Annotated in this window: 5 protein-coding genes; 4 read left to right on the forward strand and 1 reads right to left on the reverse strand. The window is 45.4% G+C overall.

The genetic code is table 11. The annotated features are described in order from the left end of the window. Positions 1–62 precede the first annotated feature (62 nt). From ADIS_RS23600 to ADIS_RS21500, 4 genes are read left to right on the forward strand one after another with little or no spacing between them, the layout of a single operon-like run. Positions 63–590, forward strand: a complete 528-nt coding sequence (locus ADIS_RS23600) for an IS630 family transposase (protein ID WP_010856847.1) — start codon at positions 63–65, stop codon at positions 588–590. A 4-nt stretch (positions 591–594) separates the two neighbouring features. After that, positions 595–1,110, forward strand: a complete 516-nt coding sequence (locus ADIS_RS23605) for an IS630 family transposase (RefSeq protein ID WP_155907689.1) — start codon at positions 595–597, stop codon at positions 1,108–1,110. Positions 1,111–1,131: 21 nt separating this feature from the next. Further along, a complete protein-coding gene (locus ADIS_RS21495; protein ID WP_035807260.1) occupies positions 1,132–1,587 on the forward strand; it encodes an excisionase family DNA-binding protein in 456 nt (151 codons plus the stop codon). Further along, positions 1,577–2,155: a PIN domain-containing protein gene (locus ADIS_RS21500; RefSeq protein WP_010856850.1), complete on the forward strand. Its 579-nt coding sequence runs from the start codon at positions 1,577–1,579 to the stop codon at positions 2,153–2,155. The genes ADIS_RS21495 and ADIS_RS21500 overlap by 11 nt, the downstream gene beginning before the upstream one ends. A gap of 258 nt (positions 2,156–2,413) precedes the next feature. Here the strand turns inward: ADIS_RS21500 and ADIS_RS21505 are convergent, their stop codons facing one another. Further along, positions 2,414–2,701 (reverse strand): GIY-YIG nuclease family protein, encoded by a 288-nt coding sequence (locus tag ADIS_RS21505; RefSeq protein WP_051113376.1) that lies wholly within the window; start codon positions 2,699–2,701, stop codon positions 2,414–2,416. Positions 2,702–2,875 lie beyond the last annotated feature (174 nt).

Here is a 2,875-nt window from a genome sequence, read left to right on the forward strand (position 1 = left end):
TTACATAAAGTCTATTATTAAATTACACAAAATGTCACTATCTTGCCTGAAAGATAAAAATCATGGGAAGACCAGTGCTTAAAGTCAAGGGGTATTCTTCGGAGGAGATAAAGGCCCTAATCAGAAGAGATGAACGGTATACTATAGGGGTGAGGCTTTATGCCGTTTTACAGGTTTCCCTTGGCCAGCCAAGCCGGAACCTGGAAGAGCTGTACCAGACCAGCTTCAAGCAGATAACCAACTGGGTCCACAGGTTCGAGCAGGAAGGTATAGACGGGTTGAGGGACAAACCGGGAAGGGGGAGAAAGCCGTTGCTTTCCGCCGAACAGTCGGGGGAGTTGTTGCGCCTTATGCTGCATGAATCCCCGACCGACCACGGATACAACACCGAAACCTGGACAGGTCCGATCCTGATCGACTGGATCAGGAAAAGTTATGGGATCGAATACAGGAAGGCCCAGATCTATAACATCATCAAACAGCTTGGGCTAAGCTACCAGAAGGCAAAGGGGTTTTATCCCGAGGCGGATGAGAATGCCCAAGAGGAATTCAAGGACGGGCTAAAAAAAACTCCTGGAAAGTCCGGCTGACACTGTGTTGTTGTATGAGGACGAGTTTTCCCTTTCAAATACCGCCACGATAGGCTATAAATGGGGCAAGGTGGGCAACCAACCGAAGATCATGGCCAAACAGAGGGGGCGGGAAAGAATGACCGCGATGGGCAGCTACAACTTCGGAACGGGGCAGATCACTGTCACGTTCCATAAGCAGGGCAACTACAGAAGCCTGAAAAAGCACCTCAAAAAGATTCTCCACATATATAGGGGCCATTCGAAGATAGTGATGGTCTTGGACAATGTCAGATACCACCATGCCAAGCTGCTGAAGACGTGGCTGCTGAAAAACCCAAAACTGGAACTGTTCTATCTGCCGCCCTATTCTCCGGAGCTAAACCCGATCGAAAGGGCATGGTGGTACATGAGAAAGAAAATCACGCACAACAGGTACGTGCATACCATGGAAGAGAGACTGGCGGCATTCTGGAAAATGTTTTCCCATTTTCAGAGGCCAAATGAGGAGCTAAAAAGAGTTTGTGAAATTAATTATTAGACTTTATATAAAATCAAACACATGGAAACCCTACGTCTTAGTAAAAGACCGAGTAAATCGGAGCAACGGATTGCTGAAAAATCTCACGAAGCCCTATCACAGATACTTGAGCGTGTTCACTCCACAATGACTGAAATTGAGATCGAGGAGACAAAGGAAAGACTTCAAATCCCATCGAGAGCATTGGAGTTACTCAATGAGATCTTAAGGGCAATGAGTCAGGGCAAACCAATTTCGATTGTACCTGTCGCTACAGAAGTAACTACTCAAAAGGCTGCCGAAATCTTGGGTTGTTCACGTCCACATTTGGTCAAACTTCTTGAAAATGGAGAATTGGATTTCATCAAGGTCGGAAGCCATCGCAGGATCAAACTTGAAGACGTAGTCAGCTACAAACAGAAAATGAAGGCAGAACAGAAGCGTCTACTGATTGAAATGATGAATAGCGATGAAGAGTTAGGAGGATATGATTCATAGCGTTCGTTTTAAAGCTGTTTTAGATACCAATGTTATTTATCCATTGATCTCAAGGGATTTACTTTTTTGGTTTGCACACTATGATTTATATACCCCAAAGTGGAGCAAGCATATTTTTTATGAATGGAAAGAAGTGATGATACGAAAAGGATTGAATCAAGATGAAGCAGAGAAAAGAATTGCCGTGGCGAACTCTGCATTTCCTGACGCCTTGGTTAAGAACTATGAAAATTTGATACCTACATTAAACTTGCCGGATCAAAAGGACAGACATGTTGTTGCCGCTGCGATTAAATCTAATTCCAACTGTATAGTAACCAACAACCTGAAAGACTTTCCAAATAATATTTTAGACAATTTTGAAATAGCAGTGATTTCAGAAGATGATTTCTTGGTCGATATTATTGACTTAAATCCTGAACAAGCAATTTCTGCTTTCAAGGAGATGGTTTTGAATAAAAAAAATCCCAAAATGGATGAGTTCGAAATTTTAAACCAACTCAGAATATGTGGATTAACAAAAACAGCAGATTTTTTTACACAGTCTGGCTTGATAAGTACTTGGTAGATGGACTTGTTCCTGCCCGAATTGTGTCAGACCAGCCTACCGTTCAGATTCTCCGTCTGGCCAACGTAGAATCGACCCAATGATGGCGAGTATAAAATGTGGACAAAGTATGCCATAAAAAAAGCCAGACTGGGACAGAGTCTGGCCTAACCTCGTCGGGGTGCCCTGATTGTCATCAGGGTGCGCTCTATTTGAACCCATGACCCTCCTGACGCCAGTCAGGATACGCTACCGGACTGCTCTGCACCCAAAAGAGGCTTAAGCGTCCGGAGGGAATAGACTATTCGAACTGTCCGGTCCAACCTGTTTGCCAATACTTTTAAGGTACCTTCTGGCACCGAGATTCTTTATCTGCCGCTCCCTTGCCATTGCGGTTGCCCTGTCCGGGGCAGGCTCCGAATGCACCAAGATCCAAGGTACACCCGCCTTGGTGGACTTGTTCCTGCCCGAGTTGTGCCGAACCAGCCTATCGTTCAGATTCTCCGTCTGGCCAACGTAGAATCGACCCAATGTTGACGAGTATAAAATGTAGACAAGGTATGCCATAAAAAAAGCCAGACTGGGACAGAGTCTGGCCTAACCTCGTCGGGGTGGCGGGATCTGAGCCGACGACCCTCCTGACACCGTCAGGATACGCTACCGGACTGCGCTACACCCCGAGATTTATTGTTTACTATCTTCAATCCATTTTCAGGATCTGAGCCGACGACCCTCCTGACA

It is taken from the genome of Lunatimonas lonarensis (assembly GCF_000390185.1).
Taxonomy (GTDB): domain Bacteria; phylum Bacteroidota; class Bacteroidia; order Cytophagales; family Cyclobacteriaceae; genus Lunatimonas; species Lunatimonas lonarensis.